This is a genomic window from Pseudomonas sp. MT92 (assembly GCF_058792515.1).
Map to the genome: position 1 here is coordinate 193,033 of NZ_JBXAFA010000014.1, position 16,445 is coordinate 209,477.

The 16,445-nt window shown below is 52.5% G+C and carries 14 protein-coding genes and 1 pseudogene; 14 read left to right on the top strand and 1 reads right to left on the bottom strand.

The window, feature by feature from the left end; all coding sequences use genetic code 11:
* Positions 1-15: 15 nt before the first annotated feature.
* The 4 genes from AC1Q6D_RS25005 to traN are packed head-to-tail and all read left to right on the top strand — an operon-like array spanning position 16 to position 6,234.
* Positions 16-1,131, top strand: coding sequence for a TrbC family F-type conjugative pilus assembly protein (locus tag AC1Q6D_RS25005; protein ID WP_256590171.1), 1,116 nt, complete (start codon positions 16-18; stop codon positions 1,129-1,131).
* Entirely contained in the window at positions 1,128-1,841 is a 714-nt protein-coding gene (locus AC1Q6D_RS25010; protein WP_103403686.1) for an EAL domain-containing protein, read from the top strand. Before AC1Q6D_RS25005 ends, AC1Q6D_RS25010 begins: the two co-directional genes overlap by 4 nt.
* Positions 1,841-2,884: a TraU family protein gene (locus AC1Q6D_RS25015; RefSeq protein ID WP_050682328.1), complete on the top strand. Its 1,044-nt coding sequence runs from the start codon at positions 1,841-1,843 to the stop codon at positions 2,882-2,884. The genes AC1Q6D_RS25010 and AC1Q6D_RS25015 overlap by 1 nt, the downstream gene beginning before the upstream one ends.
* Before the next feature lie 8 nt (positions 2,885-2,892).
* Positions 2,893-6,234 (top strand): conjugal transfer protein TraN, encoded by a 3,342-nt coding sequence (traN, locus tag AC1Q6D_RS25020; RefSeq protein ID WP_103403685.1) that lies wholly within the window; start codon positions 2,893-2,895, stop codon positions 6,232-6,234.
* A gap of 48 nt (positions 6,235-6,282) precedes the next feature.
* On the opposite strand, the gene AC1Q6D_RS25025 is transcribed toward traN, so the two are convergent.
* Positions 6,283-6,933: a hypothetical protein gene (locus AC1Q6D_RS25025; protein WP_050682325.1), complete on the bottom strand. Its 651-nt coding sequence runs from the start codon at positions 6,931-6,933 to the stop codon at positions 6,283-6,285.
* A 445-nt stretch (positions 6,934-7,378) separates the two neighbouring features.
* Here AC1Q6D_RS25025 and AC1Q6D_RS25030 point away from each other — a divergent pair, with 445 nt between their 5' ends.
* The 10 genes and pseudogenes from AC1Q6D_RS25030 (at position 7,379) to AC1Q6D_RS25075 (ending at position 16,441) form a co-directional block, all read left to right on the top strand.
* Positions 7,379-7,684: a hypothetical protein gene (locus tag AC1Q6D_RS25030; protein ID WP_050682324.1), complete on the top strand. Its 306-nt coding sequence runs from the start codon at positions 7,379-7,381 to the stop codon at positions 7,682-7,684.
* A 116-nt stretch (positions 7,685-7,800) separates the two neighbouring features.
* Entirely contained in the window at positions 7,801-7,992 is a 192-nt protein-coding gene (locus tag AC1Q6D_RS25035; RefSeq protein ID WP_050682323.1) for a hypothetical protein, read from the top strand.
* 230 nt (positions 7,993-8,222) lie between these two features.
* Positions 8,223-8,700: pseudogene (locus tag AC1Q6D_RS25040) on the top strand (single-stranded DNA-binding protein).
* A gap of 108 nt (positions 8,701-8,808) precedes the next feature.
* Positions 8,809-9,975, top strand: coding sequence for a RecT family recombinase (locus tag AC1Q6D_RS25045; RefSeq protein ID WP_103403684.1), 1,167 nt, complete (start codon positions 8,809-8,811; stop codon positions 9,973-9,975).
* 69 nt (positions 9,976-10,044) lie between these two features.
* Positions 10,045-11,061 carry a lambda-exonuclease family protein gene (locus AC1Q6D_RS25050; RefSeq protein WP_103403683.1) on the top strand — a complete coding sequence of 339 codons (1,017 nt, stop codon included), beginning with the start codon at positions 10,045-10,047 and terminating at the stop codon, positions 11,059-11,061.
* Positions 11,062-11,264: 203 nt separating this feature from the next.
* Positions 11,265-12,296 (top strand): AAA family ATPase, encoded by a 1,032-nt coding sequence (locus AC1Q6D_RS25055; RefSeq protein WP_050682320.1) that lies wholly within the window; start codon positions 11,265-11,267, stop codon positions 12,294-12,296.
* A gap of 3 nt (positions 12,297-12,299) precedes the next feature.
* Positions 12,300-12,743, top strand: a complete 444-nt coding sequence (locus tag AC1Q6D_RS25060) for a hypothetical protein (RefSeq protein ID WP_050682319.1) — start codon at positions 12,300-12,302, stop codon at positions 12,741-12,743.
* A 58-nt stretch (positions 12,744-12,801) separates the two neighbouring features.
* Complete coding sequence (locus AC1Q6D_RS25065) at positions 12,802-13,131, top strand: DUF5983 family protein (RefSeq protein WP_050682318.1); 330 nt, start codon at positions 12,802-12,804, stop codon at positions 13,129-13,131.
* Positions 13,132-13,333: 202 nt separating this feature from the next.
* Complete coding sequence (locus AC1Q6D_RS25070) at positions 13,334-14,575, top strand: DUF3150 domain-containing protein (protein ID WP_256590170.1); 1,242 nt, start codon at positions 13,334-13,336, stop codon at positions 14,573-14,575.
* A 69-nt stretch (positions 14,576-14,644) separates the two neighbouring features.
* Positions 14,645-16,441, top strand: a complete 1,797-nt coding sequence (locus tag AC1Q6D_RS25075; protein WP_103403682.1) for a VWA domain-containing protein — start codon at positions 14,645-14,647, stop codon at positions 16,439-16,441.
* Positions 16,442-16,445: the final 4 nt, after the last annotated feature.

Here is a 16,445-nt window from a genome sequence, read left to right on the forward strand (position 1 = left end):
CTGGTGTTTTTGTTGATGGCTCCCGTGACCGCCAGCTTGGCTGATTTAAATTTTGCCGCCCAAGAAAAGGCTGCTATTGAACAGTTTTCAGCAGAACTTGATCAAATTAAGCATCGGACTGACAGTCAAGTTGATTTCACTTTAAAAAATGAAGACTTTGCGTTGGCTAAAGCTCCTGCCCCGCAAGCGCCTGAGGCAAGCGCTCAGCCTGCTATTGATGATAGAAAAGTCATATATCAGATATTTGTGTCTTGGTCTCTTGGAGAGCAGGAAATCAAGGGTCTCCTCGTTCTATATAATGGCAACAAGACTGTAGAGCTCGTTTTTCGTGGCATTCCAGAAGGAATGCCGTTCCCACAGGCCTTGGCTAAACTTCAGAAACTGGCGCTGGAGACAAAGTCGGACACCCCAGTATTAATTAACCCCGTTGTATTTACTGATGCGGCTGTGACGACTGTTCCGCAAATACGAAAAATTGTGGAAGGTGCACCCCAATACATTATTGCTGGTACCACTTCTATCGAGGCGGCCGATAAGGAATACGGCACAAGGAAGAAGCTTAGTCTGGGTTCCGTGGGGCCAACGCTCGATATAGACGAGCGTGACTTGATTGAAGTGCTAAAGGAGCGCTTGGCGAAAGTTGATTTTGCCGAATTAAAGGAAAAGGCGACCAAACGGTTTTGGGACAAGCAAACCTTTGTCGACGTCCCCACAGCGACAAGCCATCGCGTGCGGAAGCTTGACCCCACCGTCACGGTTCCTGAGGACATGACTGCTGCAGATGGTTCATTGATCCATAAGGCGGGTGACCGGATAAACCCACTGTCAATTCGTCCATTTACTCAACGACTAGTGATCATTGATCCAGTTGACCCAAAGCAGATCGATCTAGCTAAAGCCGAAATCGCGAAACACGGCAACGATCAGAACGTCGTGGTCATTCTTTCAAGGGTCGACCGAACCTCTGGCTGGGAGGGATTTACGAACGTCCAGGACCAAGTAGGCAGAGCTGTTTACCTTCTCAAAGATGATGTCAGGACCCGCTTCTCAATTGACGTTGTTCCATCGGTAGTTACGGCGGATTCATCCAACTTTTATATCGAAGAATTCCCAGCAGGGGGGCTCAAATGAAAGCTATTGCGCTTCAGGCAATCCATCAGCCCAACGGGGGCATTTTGGGACACGAGGTCCTTGTGCGCCAGTCCGTTGGTGGCTCCTGGGTGGGGCCTGGGGCGTTTATGGCAGGTTCAAACCCTCAGGCATGGGTAAGCATGGACCGCGCTGTTGCGCAGATGCTGATTAATCATGCGCCCGATCTCAGAGGCCGCGGTGTGTCCTTCGTGAATGTGAGCGCCCACACTCTCGCCGATCCCGCCGAGCTTTACGCTGTATGTCGGTCCCTGGCCAAACTGACCCAAATGGGGGTGGAGGTTTGTGTAGAGGTTTCCGAGGCCTTCGACGCCATTGGCAGTTCTTTCAATCAGGCAATGGGCGTAATCAAAGACCAGGGCCTCTTATTGGCAATTGACGACTTCGGTATAGAGTGGTCGAACTTTAGTCGCTTGAGTTCCTACCCATGGGACTACTGTAAAGTGGATTTAACCGCAGTGTGGAATAGTGACAATCTCGATTGGCTAATCGAGGTGAGGGATTACTGCAGTGCCAATGGCATTGGGCTGATACTGGAAAAGCTCGAGTGTTTAAAAGTTTTAGGAGGATTGCTTAAGCCTTTGAACTCTGCTTCGGTGCAAGGCTTCGCTTTGTCCAAACCGTTCATTCTTCAAATCAATTCTTTCGCTGACTGTTCGGCTACACAACAAAAGGCGCAGCAATCACTGTGATGAAAATCAAAGTCATTTTGGCCCTCCTACTTTCGGCTGTTCTGTATTCTGGTTCAGCTGCCTCTGATCAGACAGTTACAGATTCTCTTTCATGCCCCAATGCGCAACTGTTCAGTGGGAAGCTCTTTACCGATGTCTGTTGGGCGTGTTTGTTTCCCATACGAATTGCCGGTGTGAGCATCACACCAGGTGACGCCCCGTTCGGAGCGTCTAATAAAAGCCTCTGTATGTGCGAGGACAAGCTGGGATTGTTTATGCCCGGCATCGTTAACTCCATGTGGGAGCCTGCGCGACTAATTGAGGTGGTTAGAAAACCTGGTTGCTCTCTTGCTCTTGGTGGCGTGACTCTACCGATAGGCGATAAGCGTCTGTGGGGTACTTTGTCCGACGCGACTGCCGGGAACGGCATCACAAAAGAACGCACGTCCTTTTACAACGTTCATTACTACGCGTTTCCATTGCTCTCGATTCTTGAAATGTATATGCCAAAACGCTGTTCTCCGGATGGCTATGCGGACTTTGACATTATTCAGCTCTCCGAAATTGACCCTACGTGGACCAATGACGAGCTGGCGTTTTTTGTGAACCCTGAAGCGGCAGCTGTTGCGAATCCTTTGGCACAAGCCGCCTGCACTGCTGATGCGGCGTTAGGTGTAGTTGGCCAAGAGCCATTGACGTCGCTGTGGTGGTGCGCAGGTACCTGGGGGGAAATTTACCCTATGGCTGGTACGGCTCTACCGAACGACTTTGGACGTACAACGTCACTCCTGGCTGCTCGCACGATTGCAACTCAGCACCGGCGTGGACTCGCGCACTTAACAATTGGTGACGCAACGATCTGTAGGGGATCGATATTTCCGACTATTCCAAAATCCCAATACAAAATGAGTATGTTTTTTCCTAGAGCTGAATCAAAACGTGCGCACTTCATCGGGTCTCACCCACTTACATGGCAAGGAGGAGAGGGCCGTGTTATCCCGCAGGTTGGTGAGGATGCACTTTATATGCTGTTTCGTTGGAATGACTGCTGCAATACATTGTGAGGACACATATGACGACTGCCGGTAGAGTCACAGCAGCAGCCACCCTGTTGTTTTATACCTATTCCTGTTTTTTGCCAGCTTGGGCGGATAATATTGCTGCGTCGGCATCTGCGGGTAATGCTGCGGCCCAAGAAGCCATGTCGGCGTGGACACCGCCTTCGGCTTCAGGAACCGCTATAAGCTACGGATCGGGTAGTGATAAGCAGAGTATCAATATTTCAGAGTTATTCCCTGGGGCGGGGAAAAGTGACGGGGCCTCTGACCTTTCTAATTTATACGGGGATGACAAGGGTACGTTGAGTGCTGGTTCGAAGGCGAATACAACACTCAACAGTGAAAACTCCATGAGCGGTGATGCATACCGTTTGTTAAAGAATACCGCAGGCACAACCCGGCCAGACCTGAATAATGATCCACTCTGGACCAATAGCGATAAAATTATCGACAATCAGGATGTATTTAACAAAGAGTTTTCCGACTGCAAGCAGATAACCGACACTAAAAAAACGACAACGATGAAGCATGTTTCAGAGTTGAAAACCTGCGAGCGAGTTACCGACAAGTCAGGTTCTTTTACTCTGAAACACGATTATCTTGCCGGTGTAATCAAATACACATCTGGTCCAACCAATATTCAGACCTGCGGAGAAGGCTGTGTTGACATCTGGTTGGGGCAGGTTGGCGATAACTATTGGAGTGGTTACTGTACTGTCTACGAAAATAAAATGGAATTTGAAGTAATTAAGCCTGAAGCAATTACCAATGCTCAGTTGGTATATGCGAAATGGGACGACTATATGCAGGTTTGGGTCGGGCAGACAAAAGTCTGGTCTGGACCTAACGGGAATTTCCCCCCTGAAACACCCGGCGCGTGTGAGCTCGGTACTTCATGGGAAACAGCGCCAAATGTCGATATGACATCTCTCTTAAAAACAAAAGGGATAGTTCCATTTAAAATCCGAGCATCCGTCGCAGGTGCAGGCGAGGCATACGCGAAGTTGCGTGTTCACTTCGATCCAACCAAAGTGATCAGCGATGACAAATGGTACCCGCAGGAGGCATTGGACGCGATTACAGCCGTGAATGACGGTGCCTGTGAGGGTAATTACGTTTGTACCAAGATGCCTCCTCTATCCGAGGACGGTTGCTCGTTGATCAACGGGGTCAAGGTTTGTCAGAGTAACTTTGCGGCCTCCCCAGTGCCGGGTATTTCTCCGCTCTGCCAAGAAGTGTCTGTCGATACCCAGTGCGATTTTTATAAAGGTCCAATGGACTGCTACACCGATGCTCAAGGGCAGCAACAGTGCCCCGTCAACTCTGACAAAACATGTTCGGTCACCCATAACCTCAAGGTCATTGAGATTCCGTTTGCGGCCAAGGTAGCCGTCGAGGACAAAGCAGGTGCAAATGAAACCAACCGTATAAAGGTCGATTTTCTTGCCGGCACCTTCACCAACACGTCGAGTTCATCGCGGTCCGATAGCTCTCTGGACAAGGTGAATTACGATTATATTTGTAAGAGTGGACCTAATGGTAAGCCGATGCCGCAAAAAATAGCGGTGTCTTCCATTGGGGTTTGGACGGGTCATAAGTACGCTCCTAATACCCTTACGGTTGACTCGGTAAACATCGTTCAAATGCCCAGTTGCCAAAACGGCTTGCAAATGATCGCTGATATCAAAGACACGGGGAGTGGTAACCCGGGCTGGTTCTATGCGCATGAATTCCGACTCAAAGCAGTCCGTATCAACGCGGAGACTTACGGTCCCCAGTTTTGCATCGACGCGGCTAACAAAATTCAGAAAGGGCAGTGTTCGGAGGGTGGCACCGTATCTGTCACCAAGGGCGTGACCTCAGGCTGTCTGCCGCTAAACGGAACTCAGGTATGTCCTGGTGATGAGATGTATAACGCGATGCTGCCTGCGCCGGTTGCGGGCGTCGATAAGCTTGCGCTGGCTATGAAGGTAGAAGGATGCGTAGAGGGTGGCCTAACTCTCAACTCTTGTCAGAAGTTTGAGAAGGACAAGTCTTGCGGATTTATCTCGCAGAAGTGTGTATCCGGTGCCGCCGGTGCATCTGGCCAGTGCTATGTGACAGAGGAGGTATGGGATTGCGGTTATGACGTCGAAGTGCCATCTACAGAGACGAGCAGCTCCTACCAATGTGATGGGCCTGTGAGATGCCTAGGAACTGAATGCTTTAACCCGGTAGATGAGAAGTCCACGGATTTTGCCTACGCCGCAGTGGCACTTCAGATCGCCCAATTTGCCGAGCATGACCTCGATTGTGGGAAAGACCCGACGGATACGACTTCGGATAAAAGCTGTAAGGTTTGGAAAGGCGAGGCTATGGAGTGCAAAAAAGCAGTGGGTGGTTGGGTCGATTGTTGCGAGGCTCCAGACGGTGTCTCGCTCATGGATTACGTCACTCTTGTGTACACGTCCATCCAGCTGAGTGAGAAGGTCGGAATTATTGATGCGGCCCCAACCCTGGAAAGTGCGTGGGCTTTCAGCAAAACACTGATCTCCAGTGGCTGGGATGCAGCCTGGAGTGCTGCAGGTGCTACTAACGCGGCGGTTACAGAAGTTGCTCAGCTCGGGGTGATCAGCGCTTTTAAGCAGCAAATGATGAACTACGTTGCAAACTGGACCGCCCAAACATTCGGGCCGGCCGCAGCGAATATGATTTTCGCGAGTGGCATCGCTGCCAATGGCGCGAGCGATGTCGCGTACGCTTCAACTGATGCTGCAACAGGAGCGGTCACGCCGGCAGCCAATGCGACCTGGGCATCGGGCCTAGCCTCCGTGGTATCGGTGGTGATGATCGCGTACATGGTTTACCAGATCGCCAACATTCTGGTGAATATCATCTGGGAGTGTGAGGAAAAGGAGTTCGAGCTCGGAGCTAAGAAGGAAACCAAGGTTTGCCATTTTGTTGGTAGTTATTGCGCGTCAAAGTCACCACTTGGCTGTATTGAGAAGCGGGAAGCCTATTGCTGCTTTAACTCGCCTCTGGGGCGGATCATTCAAGAGCAAGCCCGGCCGCAACTCGGTATGAAATGGGGGGAGGCAGAAAATCCGTCATGCGAGGGTTTGGCCGTTGAGGACCTCAGCCGCCTGGACTGGAGCAAGATAGATATATCCGAGTGGATTGGTTTGCTCCAAGTAACCAACAACTACCCCACTATCGATAAGTCGACGTTGGATAAGCTGACTGGCAAAGGTACCGCACTCAGCATCGGCGGTGACCGGGAGAACACTCTGATACGCAATCAGTCTCGGTTGGAGGATAAGGATTTCTCGGGGAGCCGAAAGGAAGCCGAGGATAAGGTACGGAAAAATCTCAATTAATAAACAATGAAAAAGGGCGCCAAATGGCGCCCTTTTTCATTGCTGTTCTTACGCAGCTTGTTCTTCTTCCTCGATGGCTTCTTTCGTGCTTTTGTCGACTTCGGTTTCTTCTGCCGCTTCCCCCAGGGATTGCGCGATCGATTCTGCATAGGGCTCTTTCTTGCCCTTGTTCCGCGCTTCGCTGGCCATGTTCTGCAGCTTACGGATCACTTTCATAACCTGGCGCATGCGCTCGTTTGCCACCAGGCTGTTCTTGTCAGACGGCAGCAGGCAGAGCAGCCATGCTGTCTGAGCCTGAATCAGCATTTGGTCGAAGGCTTGAATGATTTGCGCAAACCGCATGATCGCCGGCGTGGAGACGGTAAAGGTATAGGACTGGGCGTTGTCATAGCGGGCGGTAATGCCCTCTTGGCCCGCCGCCTTGATCATGTGAGAGTAACGATCGCGTTCTTTGTTTATCTCGGTTTCCAGGTTGATCAACATCGTTTCCACGGCCGTGATCACCCCGTTGTAGTCGAACGCTTTGTTCGACTGCGCCATTGCCCGTGCCACCACGTCAACGGTGAAGAGGGCGCGTGCCGCACCTTCAAAGCAGCGACGATGTACGCGTTGCGCTTGCTCGGTATGGAGTGTGTAAGTGGACTCAAGAGTTGCGCTGGAGTACCTGCCTTGCGGCTTGAAATCGTGTCCGTTGGCCATTGCATGGCTCCTATGGGTTGGGGAGCCTTAACGATATTCTTATGATGCTTTTTGGTAGGTTGAATCTGACCCGATGTTAGGGTCAGAAGCTACCCTAGCCGCTTTACACCTTCCTGAAGGGCAGTTATGCTCAGGCCTAATCTTCACCCAAGCATGTTGCTTGAGTGTTGTCCCAACAGGTCTTACCTGTTGGGGTTGTGTGAAGCTGGGCACCATACCTAGCACTCAATCGATCACGATTCGCGGTCGTGATTTTACCCAGAGGGGCTTTCTGTCCCTTTGGGGTGGAGGCTCCTCATTTTTTGCTGGAGGCCTCCATGAAATCTGCAATCCTCTCTACTGTCCTTTCCGCTCTCGCGCGGTTAGTGATGGTCCTGTCTGCTGACACTGCACATGCTTACAACTCTTACGCTGGCCATGTAATGGCTGATCAGGAGGTGAGCAAATGAACAACCTTCCTATCGTGTTGCTCATTCTCGCTGTGGTAGTCGGGTACCTCTACCTCACTCGTACCAAGAAGGTTGTTCCTCGCCAGGATCCCAAGCTTGGTAACGAGAAGGTTGATGATCTGCATGTGTCGCCTAACCAGGCCGCTCATGCGAAAGCAGCAAATGCTTCGCTCGGTCTTAGCGCCAAGGATTGCCTCGCTCTGCGTGGCGCCACTCGCACTAACCAGCTTCCGAAATCGATCGATTATTCGACCTATGACGAGCCGACCTTCCAGCGTCGCAAAATCCAGCTCAGCTTCTGAGCTGATGGGCTACTCACTCTTTGAGTGAGTAGTGCTGCAAGGGCCACCCTTCCCAGGTGGTCCTCCAAAGTTCTCGCTTTGAGTGCTTTGGTGGACCACCTGGCGAGGAGCCCTCCATGCAATACCCAGTTCAAGCGTTCTATCTGATGGAACTACAAGAGTTGCTCCTTGGCGGTGAAACGGTACGTGTACCGGACAACATCGCGAGTACGGTGACTCCTGAGGTTATGGACATTCGCTATGTCAAGCGATGGGCCGTGTATAACCACATTCTTCCCGAGACCGCGGAAATCGGGATCACAATGTAAATCCCTTCGATAGCGGGGGGGAGTTCGCTCCCCCTTGAAGCTTCTTTTCTGTGGCCTTGCCTCAAGCCCATTGAAAAGATTCTTCTGTACCTGCTACCTGGATTCCTGTTGGTCATTGTTGACCTTCGGATGCAGAAGCTGGACTGCTTTTCCCAGCATTAACATCAATCCCCTAAGGGCCACTCATACCCCGTAGGGGCGTGCGCCCCGGTTCTATGTGGAGTGACAACATGGCGCGTGGCGTAAATAAAGTAATCCTCGTTGGCACCTGTGGCCAAGATCCCGAGGTCCGCTATTTGCCTAACGGCAACGCGGTCACCAATCTGAGTCTCGCTACCAGCGAGCAGTGGACAGATAAGCAGTCGGGCCAGAAAGTAGAACGTACTGAATGGCACCGTGTCTCGATGTTCGGCAAGATTGCTGAAATTGCCGGCGAATACCTTCGTAAGGGTTCGCAGGTGTACATCGAGGGCAAGTTGCAGACTCGCGAGTGGGAAAAGGACGGTATCAAGCGGTATTCAACTGAGATCGTCGTTGACACTCAGGGCACCATGCAGTTGCTCGGTGGTCGCCCTCAAAACCAGGACGGCTCACAGGCTTCCGGTGGCAGTAATTCTGCCTCTCGCCATCAGGCTGCGAGGTCTTAGTCTTAAAACGCAACAACAGTCGAAGCCTGGACCATTATCGGACTTTGATGATTTCGCTTGAGGTCTTGCCTCTCGTGAAACACTGCTGATCCAACTCAAGCAATTCATCCCGCGCGGGGCGCAAATCCCGTTCGGGGTTTGCCTCCGCCTCTTAACCTGGAGGTAACACATGGCTGGCAAACAAATTTCTCAACAGCGACCACCCGTGAAGCCTGAGCAGATCAATGATCTGGTTAGAAGCACGGAGCAGGATTTCTCGAACATTGTGAGTGCGATGAATAGTCGTATGAACTTTGCCCAGGAAGCGCTTTACGCCTACCAAGCAATGCTAGGTAATTCTTACCTGGCATCGGTAGCAATGAACAACAAGGCAAGCTTTGCCTTGGCGATGCAGCAAATTGCTTCGTCGGGGCTCACGCTGAATCCGGCGATGGGGCTGGCATATCTGGTGCCCCGCGAGGGCAAGGTGATCGCCGACATCTCCTACCGGGGACTGATGAAGATCGCTACCGATAGCCGTGCAGTCGATCTTGTGGTGGCCTGCTCGGTTTACAGTCGTGACACCTTTAGCTTTAACGGTGCCAATGACGAGCCGATCCACGTCTACGATCCATTCCTGGCGAAGCATGATCGGGGGGAGTTCCGCGGCGTATACGTCAAAGCGTATCTGTCCATCGGTAAGCTTCTCGTTCACCCAGTCAGTGCTGAAGACGTCTATGCCGCCCGGCAGTTGTCTTCTGCTTGGACGAACTCGGACCCGACGAAGAAGAAGGGGCCTTGGGATACTCACTTCGACTCAATGGCTATCAAGACGGGTATCAAAATTGCCCGGAAGTATTGGCCAATGACCAGTCCCGCCCTCGATAACGTTATCTCTTACCTCAACGAGGAAGGTGGTGAGGGCTTCGTAGGTGGTGCAGTCACGCTCGAAACTGCGTCGAGGGAGATGCATGGTCCTTCGTCGGCAACTCAGACCAATGTCGTTAACCTGCACGATGGGGTTGTTTACGACATTGATCCCAATCCAGTTGGCCAGCCTCAGGCAGATGCCTCACCAGTTGGTGATTCGCATTTTGCCCAGATGGATCAGCCTCGTAACCAGGGGCCAATTCGTACTGAGGGTGAGGTTGGCGCCGGATCAGCGCCACGTGATGTGAACGAGACGCTTATCCGTCGTATCGATCAAGTGCATGACCGCTCGATGCGTACCGGTGCCTGGCAGAGCGCATTCGACTGGGCTAGTGCCCAGCTGAAAGGCGATTTGCTTGAGCGAGCAAACAAGAAGTTCCGTAAGGGACAGTCTGAGTACCTCGCAAAGCAGAAGGTACCTGCGTGATGTCAGTACTCAACCCTAAAGGGGGCCTTGCCCCTTTTGGGGCTGGGTTCCTCCACTTATGGAGGCACAATGAACGTTATAAATTTGCGCCAAAGGAGCCCGCAGTGGCACACCTGGCGAAACGAAGGGATCTCTGCAACCTCTTCCGCTGTGATCTTGGGACATCATCCGGAGAAAACACGGTGGCGGTTGTGGGCTGAAATGACCGGGAGGGTTGCTTCCATCGACATTTCGATGATCCCCCAAGTTCGCTTGGCAATCATGCTGGAGCCTCATGCGATCGCTTGGTACCAGGATCGGTTCGACACGGTCTTGCTTCCGCTCTGCGGTCAGTCGATAACCCACCCTGTGCTCAGGGCGAGTTTTGACGGCGTGGATCCGGAGAATCGCCCAGTCGAAGTGAAGGTCCTTTCGGACACGAACTTCGATGAGGTGAAAAATCTGGGAGAGCTCTCCTCGCACTACAAACTCTACTGGTGGCAAGTTCAGCACCAGATGGCTGTGTCGGGGGCAGAGAAGGGCTTTCTTCTGTTCTACCACACCCGGCATGTCCCGATTGTCTTCGAGATTCTTCGAAGCGATCTGGCCGTAAAGCTGATAACCAAAGCGGCGCTAGAATTCTGGGCGCTCGTTGTCACCGACACAGAGCCGGAGAAGGATCCTCTCCGTGACTTTTTCATCCCTGAGGGTGAGAAATTGGCGGAGTGGGTAAAGCATGCGGCCGAGGCCAGGAGCATTGACCGTCGTGTCAGTGAACTCGAGGCAGAGCTGAAGTTGTTGAAGTCGCAGAAGGAAGGCGTTCAGAAAGGATTGGTTTCCCTTATGGGACACCACATGCTGGCTGAAGCCGAAGGTGTTCGGATTTGTCGGTACCAACAGGCCGGCAATGTGCGGTGGAAGGAGTTGTTTACCAGCCTTCACCCGGACTATCCAGAGGATAAATTGCAGTCGTATCGCGCGCCGGTATCGGAGCGATCCCGATTGACGATTGATCCAGATACACCGCTTTCAGACGCGGCGCTGGCGCATCTTTTCGAGGCCGAGACTGTTGACCTGGAGGGTGGTGTTCAGGCATTTTGCTATTAGGAATTGGGGGCCTTTCGGCCCTCATTTTCTCCCTCAAGAAACCTGCGGTAAGCACGTCCTTACCAGAGTTTTCTGAATTTGTTCCTTCGCCATGTGGCATGGGAGCGATAACGCAGCTGTTCGTTCTAACAGCAAATCTCAAACCCCCTGGGGCATCCATTCCCCAGCAGGGGAGTGGTGCCTCTCTTTTCTGGAGTTGCACCATGAATTTTCAAAACATCATCCCAATGAGCTCGTTCGGCGTAGTCGGCAATGAAGCGCAAGTTATGGCTCCTGGCTTCCCAGCTGATCATGAACTGATGGAGCTCGTTCCATCGATCAACCCTCACTACTTCTTCCGCACCATCCTGCGGTTGCCAGTAATGAACTTTCTCTACTCCCATGGTGGCGACTTTCTGTCCCTTGTGGGTCCGACTGGCGCCGGTAAAACGTCTATCCTCGAGCAAATTGCGGCGCGTCTTCGTTGGCCCTTCCGCAAAGTAAACGCTCACTCAAGGATGGAAATGCCTGAGCTGGTTGGTTCGACCTCACTCGAATGTGAACAAGCAACGGGTGATCAACGAACCTCTTTCCGCTACGGTCCGTTGGCCCTAGCAATGAAGGAGGGGGCAATTTTTGTTTTGGACGAGGCGGATGTACTCGATCCATCGGTGTTTGCAGGTCTTAATGCGGTGCTGGAAGGTGGCGCGTTGGTTCTTGCAGAAAACGGTGGTGAGATCATATACCCGCATCCAAACTTCCGTATGGTCATCACGAGCAACACTCGTGGTCAGGGCGATGACACTGGTCTCCACGGCGGCACCATGGCGCAGAACCTTGCGACCTGGGACCGTTGCCGGATGATCGAAGTACCATACATGAGCAAAGCGGAGGAGCTTCAGATCCTCTCTTCGACAATGCCAAAAGTGGATGTCGCCATTCTCGAGAAGATGATCGATATCGCCAACGATGTGCGTAAGCAATTCGTTGGCAACCCTGAAATGGAGTTGAAGCCAGGCCAGCCTGGGCTGACGATCACGTTTTCGACGCGCTCGCTGCTGCGTTGGGCTCGGATCGCTTCAACCTACAATGCTAACGCATCTGCAAAAGCAGTCTTCCCATCACCAATGGGCCAGGCTCTTCGCGAAGCGCTTACCAACCGTGCCGACAAAGCGATGCGTGTGGTTGTTCACACCTTTGCCAAGGACGGATTCGGTGCCGCTTGGGGTGCTGATCCTGTTCTGCAGGCGGCATAAATCATGAGCATTTTCTTCTCGTGTGCAGTCGATTCAGCACAACGGGAGCCTATCCGACTGGCACTACAGGATCTTGATCCTGTAGCTGCCAGCCTGGGGCTGTCATCGTCGCTGAAATCCCTCGGTGGTTTGCTTGAAGGCTCTCTCGCTTCTGGCGAGCTGAAACCTGATGAAGACCTGGAAAAGATACTTCTGCTGTCGGCAGTCGCTGTCAATCTTGGGCCGATAAACAATGGTGGTCAGCTACTCAGCTTGGCCACCGCCGGCGGTGAATCCATTGCGTTGACGAGTGCTAAAGAATGCGATGCGTTTCTGATGCGGTTGTTGAACGTTGATCAGTACAATCATGGTGTTCAGATCTTGATTGCCCTGGGTGTACTGCCGAAACCCTTGGACCTTTCTTCCTTCGCCAATGCTTTTGAAGGCGAGTCTGTGTTCTGTCTATAGCCCTTGCGGGGCTCGTCCCGCAAGGGGCGAGCTCCGATCGTAATTCGGAGTTAGAACCATGAATTTGTCACCTGCGATCTGTAAGGCCGTCGAGTTGTGCACCGGCCACTTGCGCAAGGAGGATGTACAGCTTCTTGAAACAATCGCGGCTGAACATCGAGGGCGCTTCAGTGAGTCTGCTGAATTCGTCCCAGTCGTCTTCGATACCCGTCATGGGTTTTTGATTGCGATCGGTGAGCTCACGGTCAACGCTATTGTTGCTCGAGGTGCATCGTCCGAGTTCAAGTCTTTGCTTGAATGGTGCCTTGCACCTTCTCAGGGAATCCTCTATCTGGCTTTCGACGCTGATGCTGAGCAGATAGATGATTTACCAATGTTTGATTGGTAAGAAAGCGGGGGCCTCTGGCTCCCGCCTTCGAGCCTGCTTTGCTATAGTCCGGCTATAGCAAAACAGGTTCTCAGCGTTGCTCATGCGAGCAACCTGCGTTAGTGACAGCTACTCACTCAAATCCGCAGCATTCTTACTTAAACCCATTGGGGGCGACCTTCCCCATATGGGGCAGACCGCCTCCACTTCCCGGAGGTGCGTCATGCAAAATTCTAATCTCGTTCAAGAAACTCAAATTCTCAGCAAGCTTTTGCTGGTGGATTTGAACGTCAGTATCTGGTCCGGCCGCAAGAAATTGCGCGCTGAGGACCTGGGTGTAGATCTCAATCTGCCCCCATCGGAACTGGCCTCATTGGGTAGCAAGCGAATTACCGATCCTGATGAGATCAAGGAATTCGATCGGCTGAAGCGGCGCGCAATTCGCCTGCTTGAAACCAACGGTGTTCGCTTCATGGGGGGCTACGGTCTTCCAAATGATGTTGCGCCGGCGGTTGCAGCTGAGCTGCAGGATATCCAGCGGTTGTTCACCCAGCAGATTCAGATTTTCATCGGTAAGTACGATCAAATCTGTATTGACTGGATGAACAAATGGAACGGTAAACCTCAGTGGCGTAAAGCTATTGAGAATGCCATCACTCCTAAGGCTGTCGTACAACAACGACTGGGCTTTCGCTTCACTCTTTGCCGCGTGGTGCCCGATGCTTCGGATCCCACGCTCTCCAAAGGCTTGGAGCAAGAAGTTCAGGGGTTGTCGGGTCAGCTGTTTCGGGAAATTGCCGATGCAGCTGAGGATCTTCTGGATAACAGCTTTGTTGGAAAGGGCTCCGTCAGCCGTAAGGCTGTCAGTGCCATGCTCAAGATGCACAAGAAACTCAGCTCGCTGGCTTTCTTGAATCCGAAGGTACAGGACGTAGCCGATTACATGATGGCCGTGATCGGTAAGCTGCCAAAAAATGGTCCCTACGAGGGTTCGCAATTTCAGGATCTGTTAGGCCTGATCATGAACCTTTCTGACGAGACCAAAATTCTCAAGATGGCTGAGGTTTTCTCGAAAACCTCCACCGATGTCCAGTCGACCCTTCAAGTGCAGGCTCCGCTCGTTATTGATACCTCTATTGCCGCCCCGGTCGTAGTCGGATCGACGGAACCACACCTGATTGACGATGTGGAGACAGCGTTTGACTTGGCGGGTGAAAGCCTACTGGCAAGCGATGTTGCGGTTGATGGTGGCCACACTGCACCTAGCGTCACGCTCGATGAGTTGATGACTGGTACCACCCTTGAGGGTGATATGAGCATTGGCGAGTTGTCGGCACTGGCTGAGCAAATCCAAGCCAGCGCTTTTCAATCGGTACCCGTTGTTGAAACAAGCGCTTTACCTGCGGCCCACATTGTGGCGCCTGTGGTCGAGTTGCAAAGTGGCGCTATCGAGTTCTGCATGTAAATCCAACCCCTCGGGGGCACACCTGCCCCCTATGGGGGCGGAGTGTCTCCACTACCTGGAGGCAACACCATGAATAATTCTCTTCAAACAGCACTCCCGATTATCGCTCGTTACTACTGCGATGATCTGGGAGTGACCGTTGTCTGGGGCGGAAGCCAAGCTTGTACCAGGAACAACGTCATCTACCTCCCAATGATTGAGGCGTCGTCTACCATGCTGAATGTGGCCCTGGGCTACACGGCGCATGAGTCGGCACACATCAAATACACGGATTCGACGGTGTACGACAAAGCAGGACTCGAACCACCGTTCATTGGGAAATTTTTAAACCTTCTCGAGGATATTCGAATCGAGAAACGCATGATGACTGACCATTACTCCACCATTCACCCCTTAGCTGTGACGGCTCAAGAGGTGCTTGGGGGCGAAAGTGATCTGTCAGGCATGACTGAGGCGGTACTGCTTCACGACGGTTGCTTGCTCGTTGGGCGCGCAAAATTGCTCAACCAACCGCTCCAGCGTGAAGCGGATAACCTTATCTTCAAGATGAGGGAGGTTTTCGGTCCTGGCCGTAGTACCAAGATTTTTGGATTGCTCAACCAGGTCACTGACCTTCCGGACACTGAAGCTGTTTATCAACTGACCCACCGCATCTTGGATGTTCTTGATGAGGACGAGCCGGAAGACGACCAGAGTCAGCAGCAGAACCAACCGTCGCCGAATTCTGGTCAGGGGTCGAACCCACCGGATCAAAGCGGACAACCCCAGAGCCAACCTGGTGATGGGACGGACGATGGATCTGCCACTGATGAATCAGGCGGTACCGATGATCCAAATGCAAAAGCTGATGGTTCATCCGGAGGTGCTGGCGATCCTGGCAGCGATCCTTCTGGACCTGATGATGCACAAACAGCCGGCGCTTCTGCCGGTCAAGGTGCAGCTGGGAAACTGAAGCAGAAGATTCTTTCTGCAACGGATGCAGACCTCGATGATGCTAAGTCCGATATCGGCGGGGAGGCTGCAAAACTGATAGGCCAAGCTGTTGACCATTCAAGTCCTACACCTGCCTCGGTAGTGAAGGATGCAGTGGGCTCTAGCATTCAAGGGGGAATCGTCGTTCAAAATGGCCAGCTTGCCTCCATGGGGCTGCGCCAGGTTCTCAATGGACTGATTCAGGGTTCTCGCGACGCACGCGTAAGTCTGCGTCGCACGGGCAGCAAAATCGATTCCTCGCGCTTAGCGCGGGTTCGGGTTGGGGAAAACCGGATATTCCGGCAACAAGAACCCGTGCAGCGCACGAATGCGGCAATCGAAATTCTGCTCGATGGATCTGCGTCGATGGATTCTCATGACAAGGGCAAAACAAAAGCTCCGCTTCAGATTGCCGAGGAAGCCACCGTTGCAATCCTAACTGCATTGGAGGGGATTGCTGGCGTGACGACCGGTGCGATGGTTTTTCCACGCAATGGTGGGCATGGAACAGCGGTTGGCATCTTGAAACGGCACGATCAGCGTCTTGTTGGTGCAATTCAAGAAGGACGGTTTGGCCTGAAAGCAACCGGCAGTACACCTTTGGCAAATGCGATATGGCCAGCTGCTGGAGATCTACTGAGGGCCAAAGGCGAGCGGAAAGTAATGTTCGTTATTACCGATGGCGACCCCGACAACGCTGACCAGGCTAAAGCCATGGTTGGTCGTTGCAGGGATTCAGGAATCGATGTGTTCGCGGTCGCTTTTGGGACTGCCAACACAGTGAAGCTCCAGGACGTCTTTGGTAAAGACAAGTGGCAATTTCTGAGTGATCTCGGCGAATTGCGCGCTGCGTTAAATGGCCTGGTTCAACAGGTTCTGACACAAGCCGCGTAAGCGG

Coding starts and splice junctions, on each gene's coding strand:
- AC1Q6D_RS25005 (WP_256590171.1), top strand. CDS start 16: ATGGCTCCCGTGACCGCCAGCTTGGCTGATTTAAATTTTGCCGCCCAA.
- AC1Q6D_RS25010 (WP_103403686.1), top strand. CDS start 1,128: ATGAAAGCTATTGCGCTTCAGGCAATCCATCAGCCCAACGGGGGCATT.
- AC1Q6D_RS25015 (WP_050682328.1), top strand. CDS start 1,841: ATGAAAATCAAAGTCATTTTGGCCCTCCTACTTTCGGCTGTTCTGTAT.
- traN (WP_103403685.1), top strand. CDS start 2,893: ATGACGACTGCCGGTAGAGTCACAGCAGCAGCCACCCTGTTGTTTTAT.
- AC1Q6D_RS25025 (WP_050682325.1), bottom strand. CDS start 6,933: ATGGCCAACGGACACGATTTCAAGCCGCAAGGCAGGTACTCCAGCGCA.
- AC1Q6D_RS25030 (WP_050682324.1), top strand. CDS start 7,379: ATGAACAACCTTCCTATCGTGTTGCTCATTCTCGCTGTGGTAGTCGGG.
- AC1Q6D_RS25035 (WP_050682323.1), top strand. CDS start 7,801: ATGCAATACCCAGTTCAAGCGTTCTATCTGATGGAACTACAAGAGTTG.
- AC1Q6D_RS25045 (WP_103403684.1), top strand. CDS start 8,809: ATGGCTGGCAAACAAATTTCTCAACAGCGACCACCCGTGAAGCCTGAG.
- AC1Q6D_RS25050 (WP_103403683.1), top strand. CDS start 10,045: ATGAACGTTATAAATTTGCGCCAAAGGAGCCCGCAGTGGCACACCTGG.
- AC1Q6D_RS25055 (WP_050682320.1), top strand. CDS start 11,265: ATGAATTTTCAAAACATCATCCCAATGAGCTCGTTCGGCGTAGTCGGC.
- AC1Q6D_RS25060 (WP_050682319.1), top strand. CDS start 12,300: ATGAGCATTTTCTTCTCGTGTGCAGTCGATTCAGCACAACGGGAGCCT.
- AC1Q6D_RS25065 (WP_050682318.1), top strand. CDS start 12,802: ATGAATTTGTCACCTGCGATCTGTAAGGCCGTCGAGTTGTGCACCGGC.
- AC1Q6D_RS25070 (WP_256590170.1), top strand. CDS start 13,334: ATGCAAAATTCTAATCTCGTTCAAGAAACTCAAATTCTCAGCAAGCTT.
- AC1Q6D_RS25075 (WP_103403682.1), top strand. CDS start 14,645: ATGAATAATTCTCTTCAAACAGCACTCCCGATTATCGCTCGTTACTAC.